Raw genomic sequence first — 7,841 nt, forward strand, 5'->3', positions numbered from 1 at the left:
GTTCCACGCTGTAGATCCCCACACCTCCCTGACTCGGCAGAAAGGCTTCAAGGTGGACGACTTTTACGCCGCCCGCAGCAGGACTATCCCGCCGCTACCGTGGTCGAATATTGCTCCGCCGTTCTCAGTCATAGGATCAATCCGGCTTGTGTTCGGGCAAAGGCTGCCCATTGTGGAGATAAGCTGGCGCCTCAATCAGCACGAATGCGATACGGCACACCTTGTCGGTGATGTTGCGCCACAAGTGATTTGTGCCACGCTGAATTATCACGCCGCCTTTCGCGATTGTCTTTCTCGCGCCATCTTCAAGTTCGAGTTCGATCTCGCCATCCAGTACGATCCCGTAATCGATGCTGTTGGTGCGGTGCATCGGACTTTCCGAACCGGGGTGCATATCCACAATACGGATCACAGACCCCGCGTTTATGGTTTGCCCCGCATCGCGCTCACGCCCGTCAGTTTCGTCATTATTGTCCGCAGGAACTGTGGCAGTGTTCCACATCAACAGGAAATCGGCTGCCGTTGACTGGATGGGTCGAGGGTAGGAGAAATCTTCGGATACAAAGATTGCCCGTCCATCTTGGTCGTGGCCTGTCACCACGCGTTGGACGGGTGGCATAGGGGTTGGCAGGTCTGACATAATCATGTCCCCGATAGGCTGCGCGAGGCGTTCGCTCAGTGGTGCCCGTCCGGCTTTTTTGTCGGCGTCGCGCCCTCGACATAGCTGACTTCCCAAGGGGATTCGTCCAGCAGCCATGGTTGAAGATTGTGCATGAAGCTCATCGTGCCAAAGCTTGCATTCCAATGGCGCGGAATCCAGCTATCGTCGTGCATGTCGCTGTCACAGCCATACTCGGCATCACCACCTGCGGGACAGGGCAGGTAAAAGAAGATGGCGCTGGCAATACGGTGGCGACCCAGTCCCCAGACGGACTTCTGCCAACCGCGCCGCTCCATGAAGTTGCCGCCAACCATGACCTCGTCAATATCTTCGACGCCGAAGTTGACATGGTTGAAGCGTACCTGCCCGTCACATCCGGGGAATGGAAGGTCGGCCTTCAGCCAATACATATTGTGGTGATCGAGCGTCCCAGGGGCACGCGCAAAGATGCCAAAGCCTTCCTGCACATCGGAAAGTCTGAAGTTCAAATTGTCACGATACCACTCCCAGCTCGCCTGGGGATCTGGCGTCATGAACACCACATGCTGGATCGTTTTGGGATTGGCCTTGAGCCGCCATTTGCGGTGCTGGTTCAGGCGATTGATCGTGCCATAGCTATTGACTGGATCGGGTGCGCCAAAAACACGCTGTTTGGCGAATATCCGCAGGCCACAGGGGATACCGTCGCAATCCAGAAAATGGGCGGTTCCGTCACTGTCAATCGTCACCTCGACCACTTTGCGCAACTGAGCCACAGTGCGGTCGAGAATTTTCTGGCTTCGCACACCCCAGATGACCTTTTGGACGCCGTAACCGACCAACCTTTGCCCATCGGTCAGCGCTGCATCGAGCGCCCGAATGATGACCGTCGAGCCTTCTTCCAGCTCGAACACTGCCTCGGCTTCACTTGCTTCAATCAGTGGGAGACCGAAATCCTGAAAATAGCGCGTACATAGTGCGACGTCTTCCACGCCGTAAATAATTGTTTCTACACCATTAATTCCAGACACTATGTGCCTCCTGATTTGAAATAAGCTGTTTCAATATTCGGCCGCAAGTGCGGTCAGCGGCGCCTTCATCATGGGCCCAAGCTGGTCCATCGGACCGCGCGCCAACTGATGTGCGCCAATCGCAATGCTGCTATCCACAACGATGCGGCAACGTTCATATCGCCTGGCCGTAAAGGCAGTCAGCGCAGCGGGTACATCTTCACCAGCACGCTCCAGCTCTTCAGCCAGTACCAGCGCGTCCTCCACCGCCGCGCCTGCGCCCGATGCAAGATGCGGTGTCGTGGCGTGCACAGCATCACCGATCAAAACGACCCGGCCTACACTCCACGGAGCAGGCTGAAGCGCAGCTTCAAGCGGCCGATAAACGATCGAACTCGCTTCGGTCACGTTGTCGCGGATGGTTGCGACATCCCCGCCAAAGTCGGCCAGCAATGTTCTGACCAGAGCAGGCTGTTCGGCAGGCTCAATCCATTTGCGATCCGGGTCAGGATTGAGAATGAACATGTAGATCGCGTCATCGGATACCGGCGTCATCCCCACCAAATTCTGGTGGCCAACATAGAATTGGCCGTGGACCATCCCTTGCGGGCGAGGCGCAACGATGCGCCAGCTGCCTTGCCCGGTCGGCTTAGGTGCCACTGCACTGGGGAATAGCATTGGGCGCGTCTTTGAATAAATTCCGTCTGCCCCAACAACCAGATCGAACGATTGCTTTTTGCCGTCCGAAAAAGTCACATCAACGTGATCGGTTTGATTGGTGATTTCCTCCGCGCTGACGCCAAGTACCACTTCGACATTTAGCCGCCGCACTTCGCCAGACATGATCGCATGCAGGACCGGCCGCATGATCCCACCGGCGACCGGCAAGTCTGGTTCTACTGGCTGTTCTTCGGTCTGGCCAAGCAAGGTGCCGTCAAAGAGGAAAGTCTTGTATCCGGTTACAAAGCCGCCATTGGCAAGAACCGGATCAAGCAAGCCCATCCGTTTGAATGCTCGCAAGGTGGGGCCAGTGATCGTTATGCCCGCGCCATAGACCCGCCAGTTTGGATCGCTGTCAATCAGCTTCACCTTGTGGCCAAGTTGGCGCAGGCGGATTGCGGTCGCCATTCCGCCGATGCCACCGCCGATTACAAGTACAGAACGCAATGCCTTTCCCTTCTAGTCCACTATTCGACAACAAGGCCGAGTAATCCTGCGGCGTTAAGGCCCAAAATCTTTTCCCGCACTGATGGATCAAGCGCGGCATGAAAGCCGACCGGGTCCGGTTCTGACATGTCGAATGGATAATCGGTGCCTAGACACAGGCGGTCGGCGCCATGCACATGGACCAAGGCATTCAACTGCTCCCGATCAAACACCAGCGTATCGACCCATATCTGCCGCATATAGTACGAAGGCGGATGGGCAGTGTGCTCTCGGCACTCCGGGCGAACCCTCCAGGCATGATCCATCCGCCCCCAATATGCGGGCATATATCCACCGCCGTGGGCGATACAGAGTTTCAATCCCGGATAAGTATCCAGCACGCCGCCGAAAATCAGATGCGAAAGCGCAATCGTTGCCTCAAGAGGGTTGCCGATGATATTGTTCAAATAGTATTCGGTCAGCCGCTCGCCGTGCGTAAAGCCAAGCGGATGCATGAATACCAGCATTCCCAGTTCTTCAGCGGCGGCAAAAAACGGTCGGAAAGATGGATCAGCCAGTTCCAGACCGTTTACGTTTGAATTGATTTCCACCCCACGGAAGCCCAAATCTTTAACGCAGCGGCGCATTTCAGCAATTGCCATCTCGGTGTTCTGCAATGGCACGTGACCAATCCCGACAAACCGATCGGGGTGTGTAGCCACTGCATCGGCTATGCCATCATTGATAATTTGGCTCAGGTCGCGGCCTAGTTCGGCTTCGGCAAAATAGAAATACTGACCCGGCGAAGGGCTTATGGCCTGAACATCAACACCAAACCGATCCATATCCTCCAATCGTTCGCGCACGCCGTGTAAACGCGGCCCGATTGCCGCAAACTGCGCAACATTTACCTTTTGCGATGCTACGGAGGTGAACGGCATTGCCGGTGGCGCTTCTGCCATGACCTCGCGCAGATGTGCATCGGCTGCTCCGACAGCATAATGGCAATGAATATCGACCACGAGGCTGTGCCCCGCTTTGCGTACACGCTGGTGTTCATGCGCATGTCCGCAGCCATGAAAGTTTCCGCTCACCTCTAACTCCGGGCTGGTCATTTCGTATCGCCTTAACTAGCTCCTCGGAAATTTGAGCCAAAGGCCTTCCTATGGATAGAAAGTATCAGAAAAACTGATTGCGAGCGATCAGCACAAATCTGAGGAGACTATTGCGGCTTGGATCGTGAACTGCTCGATCACGCGAAACAGCCTCCTTGCCGCGTCAGCAAGGAGGCTGGGCGGTGCCTGGCCACCGCCGGACCTAACCGCTCAAATCGGTTCGGCCAGTTGAAGTGTCGCTTTGCGCATCACGGCAGGAACATCCAGGCCCTTGCGATGCTCCACTTCGGCCCGTGCAAGCTGCAGGCTTGCTTCGACCACTCTTCGCGCGCGGTCATGGCGACGATTTATAAAGCGCGACAAGGCTTCAGGCATATCATCCGGCGTTCTGGAAAGCTCTTCAGCCAGCACGATCGCGTCTTCGATCCCCATCGCCGCACCCTGCGCCAGAACCGGAGGATTGGCATGAGCTGCATCACCGATCAGCACGACCCGACCTTTCCCCCAAGGCTTGGGCACGATCATTGCGGGTAGCGGGCTGAAGCTGACCTTCGCGGAATCGGTCACATGCTTCACCATTTCGGCAACCAGTCCACCGTAACCCTGCACCTCCTCGGCAAAGATAATATGCAGACGTTCCGGATCGTACCGTCCACCATCATAGGCTTGCACGATATACATATAGGCAAGGTCAGCAGAAACCGGGCAAATCCCTACCACGCCATGCTTTCCGCCAAAGAACAGATGGGTGCGATCCATGCCCGCAGGACGGGGCACCGCCGCCCGCCAGCAAGCCTGCCCGGACGGCGAAGGCACGACGTCAGGTAGCAGAACAGCGCGTGTCGATGAATTCAGCCCGTCGGCTCCGATCAACAAATCATAGACCGCGTTGCTGCCATCGCTGAACCTCACGTCAATCTGCTTCCCGTCATCTCGCCATTCGGTCACCGTCAGTCCACAGCGCAACGAAGCCGTAACCCGGCCTGCCGCTTCCAGCAGAATCGCATGGAATGTCGCGCGCCTGATTCCCGTGCCGCCGGGCCATTTCGGACCGCCAATTCGGGGCAGTGGATTTTCCATCAGCGGTGTGCCATCTGTCTTCATCATGGCCATGAAATCGGCTGGAACGCCCGCATGCACGCATTGCTCGGCCACGCCGATCGCATCGAGTGCGCGCATCGCGTTTCCCACCAGTGTCAGACCGATTCCACCGCCATCATCGACCGCAGGCTTGCGCTCGATGACATCTACCTGCCACCCTCTTTGGCCCAGAGCGGCCGCGGCCGTCAGACCAGAAATGCCGGCGCCGACCACCAATATGCGGCCTTTCCCACCCGTCGCCGCGCTCATTGGGCTGCGACCGCAAGGTTGCGCTCGTCTGCAACTTGCGCGGCAATTAGGCGGCGAGTGCGGATGGCACCTTCATCTGAGCGCACCGCCACTTCGGGTGCCCGATCCTGCCCAAGCTGGTCGAACAGGTTCTGGATATCGTCAAGAGCGACGACATCCTCCATCAGCAAGTGCCGAAGTTCGTCGAAAATGTCGGGATGCGTGTTCTCATAATCGTTGGCCATCGCGACAAACTGGATGCAACTGCGCGGCCCGGTAGGAGTGATACCAAAAACAAGCTTGCTGTCCCGGCGATTCTGACTGGCATCTCCAGTTTCGACAAAGTGCTGCCGAACGACGCAGGTGTTGGGAGCATAGCTGATCAGTTCCAGCGTGCGATCGGCACGGGCACTTTTGAGGCCCATAGCCCGCGCTACCATTGGCGCAATCGTTTCGTTCTTGAATTCGCGTATCATCGAAATTCGCACGCCATCCTGTTGGCAGATATAGGGATGCGCTGCCACGTTTCCATCATCGATCAATCCATGATGGAGAAACGAAATATGCGTCGCATCGACCAGGTTTTCCAATGAAAACAGATAATTTGAATTTGCTTCCAGAACGAGGCCGAAATAGGCGTGGAAGCCTGGGGCCGTCAGTCCCAGATCGCTATGATCGGGAATAAGGCTTTCATCGACCTGGCTTGCTTCTCCCGCCCATATCCATATCCAGCCGCCTATTTCCTTCAGCGGATAGCTTCGCACCGACAACGCCGACGTTGGTGTTCCTCCCGAAGGGATCAGGCATGCCCGACCGCTCTCGTTGAAACGGATGCCGTGATAATGGCACTGGATCATATTGCCAAAAAGCTTGCCACCATTGGACAAGCGCATCCCCCGGTGTGGGCAACGATCAAACAGGGCAACGGGATCGCCCTCCTCGGTTCGATAGAAAACAATGTGTTCGCCAAACAGGGCCCGATGCATCGGCTCCCGCGTCACCTCGGTGCTGAACGCCGCGACATACCAGTGGTTGCGCGGGTATTCAGCAGCGCCAGGCTGCATGTTGACGCCATTGATGATCATCTATTCTGTCCTCTCGACTTTTATATTTGCATCGACAAAGCGCGATTGCCGGAACGCGATGAAGGTATCGGATCAATGCAGTAGTTCGAGTGGGTCAAAGTCCGATTATCAGCTACATTCGTCCAATCTTTGGAAGGAGGCCAGATTAGTGGACAGTTTGAGCAGAGCGCTATCGGACAAGCGGTTGCGCGGTTCACTGCTTGCGATGCTGGAGTTTTCTGCGCCGTGGCGCGTTGATTTTGAAACTGCCCTGTCGGGTGCGCCAATGCACTATATCCTTGAAGGCACGGTCTGGCTTGACCGGCCCGGCGAGGAGCCGATCCAGCTTAATGCAGGCGAACTTGTGATGTTTCCCCGCTGGGATCGCCATTGGCTGCGCAGCAGGAATGGATTTTTGCGCGATATGACGGTGCGCGAGGTGGTACGGCAAAATCAGGGCGACGCATGGGCACCCGGCCAATGGCTGGATCGCCCACTCAAGCTCACACTCGACGGCACCGGAGAAAAGGCAAAAATTCTGTCGCTGGTGTTTGAACTGGATGAAAACAGCCCTCACCCCCTGTTATTGGGCTTGCCGCGTTTCATCCATGTCGATGCAGAAAGAACGGGCATGGAAGCATGGCTACGCATGACTTTGGATTTCCTGTCGGCGGAGTCAGAGCAACAGCAAAGTGGGTACGCGGTTGTGTCAAGCCGATTGGCGGATCTGGTGTTCATGCAGATCGTGCGCTCCCAACTCCTGCGCCATCCGCAAGAAGCTGCCGGCTGGCTGCGCGCTCTGGTCGATCCTGGCATCGGCATGGCTTTGGCTGCCATGCATGACCGGCCCGAAGATGATTTACCACTGCACAAGCTTGCCAAAAACTGCGGTATGTCTCGAAGCACATTTTGTTCTCGGTTCAAGCAACTGGTAGGTGAGACACCCTATCAATACTTGCGCTCGGTCAGGCTGGAGCGGGCAAGGCAGCGCCTTCTCTCAGGAGAACGGATCAAAGTTCTCGTCGACGATACTGGCTACGCCACCTACTACGCCTTCGGAAAGGCTTTCCGCCATCATTTCGGAATGTCGCCGCAACAAATGCGGCGCCAGCACAGCGCGAAATAGCCCAACGCCATGCTGGCCAATCACCGCCACCTGATATTATGTCATAAGCCGTAGCAGCGTTTCGACGAAATCACGTAGAACTGTCATGAAGCGCGCCGCAACAGCACCACAAATGGCAATGATCAACTAGGCGGTGGCTGCCATGATCGTGCCACGCAAGATTTTCCCATCGACGCGCCAAGGTTGCTCAACTCCCGCTGCGGTTCCCAAGATCAGGGTCCGGGGCGGATTGATTACTGAAAACATCTCGTCGATGCCGAACATGGGACTCTCTTGACGGTGGTGTGTCAATCGGCGTGCAAACGGGACCCCTTATCGGCGCGCAAAAGGGACCCCCTGTCAGGATGGCGGAGCGTTGATGTGACGGGCTTCCTTGCGCTGCGCGCGGCGTAGGGAGGGCGTAGCCCGACC

General features: G+C 56.7%; 8 protein-coding genes. 1 reads left to right on the forward strand and 7 read right to left on the reverse strand.

What is annotated here, in order from left to right; all coding sequences use genetic code 11:
• Positions 1-136: 136 nt before the first annotated feature.
• From WA070_RS16005 to WA070_RS16030, 6 genes are all read right to left on the reverse strand, one after another.
• A complete protein-coding gene (locus WA070_RS16005) occupies positions 137-640 on the reverse strand; it encodes a cupin domain-containing protein (protein ID WP_422634927.1) in 504 nt (167 codons plus the stop codon).
• 35 nt (positions 641-675) lie between these two features.
• Positions 676-1,671 (reverse strand): VOC family protein, encoded by a 996-nt coding sequence (locus WA070_RS16010; protein WP_422634928.1) that lies wholly within the window; start codon positions 1,669-1,671, stop codon positions 676-678.
• Positions 1,672-1,701: 30 nt separating this feature from the next.
• The gene (locus WA070_RS16015; RefSeq protein WP_422634929.1) at positions 1,702-2,817 is read right to left on the reverse strand and encodes an FAD-dependent monooxygenase; all 1,116 of its coding nucleotides are present in this window, start codon (positions 2,815-2,817) and stop codon (positions 1,702-1,704) included.
• A 20-nt stretch (positions 2,818-2,837) separates the two neighbouring features.
• Positions 2,838-3,911, reverse strand: a complete 1,074-nt coding sequence (locus tag WA070_RS16020; RefSeq protein WP_422634930.1) for an amidohydrolase family protein — start codon at positions 3,909-3,911, stop codon at positions 2,838-2,840.
• A 210-nt stretch (positions 3,912-4,121) separates the two neighbouring features.
• Positions 4,122-5,225 carry an FAD-dependent monooxygenase gene (locus WA070_RS16025; RefSeq protein ID WP_422634934.1) on the reverse strand — a complete coding sequence of 368 codons (1,104 nt, stop codon included), beginning with the start codon at positions 5,223-5,225 and terminating at the stop codon, positions 4,122-4,124.
• 32 nt (positions 5,226-5,257) lie between these two features.
• The gene (locus WA070_RS16030; RefSeq protein ID WP_422634931.1) at positions 5,258-6,325 is read right to left on the reverse strand and encodes a Rieske 2Fe-2S domain-containing protein; all 1,068 of its coding nucleotides are present in this window, start codon (positions 6,323-6,325) and stop codon (positions 5,258-5,260) included.
• A gap of 148 nt (positions 6,326-6,473) precedes the next feature.
• Between WA070_RS16030 and WA070_RS16035 the strand changes: the two genes are divergently transcribed.
• The gene (locus WA070_RS16035; RefSeq protein ID WP_422634932.1) at positions 6,474-7,430 is read left to right on the forward strand and encodes a cupin domain-containing protein; all 957 of its coding nucleotides are present in this window, start codon (positions 6,474-6,476) and stop codon (positions 7,428-7,430) included.
• A gap of 126 nt (positions 7,431-7,556) precedes the next feature.
• Here the strand turns inward: WA070_RS16035 and WA070_RS16040 are convergent, their stop codons facing one another.
• Positions 7,557-7,694 (reverse strand): 2-oxo acid dehydrogenase subunit E2, encoded by a 138-nt coding sequence (locus WA070_RS16040; protein ID WP_422634933.1) that lies wholly within the window; start codon positions 7,692-7,694, stop codon positions 7,557-7,559.
• Between the last annotated feature and the right edge of the window lie 147 nt (positions 7,695-7,841).

The organism is Sphingobium sp. (assembly GCF_049304695.1).
Taxonomy (GTDB): Bacteria; Pseudomonadota; Alphaproteobacteria; order Sphingomonadales; family Sphingomonadaceae; genus Sphingobium.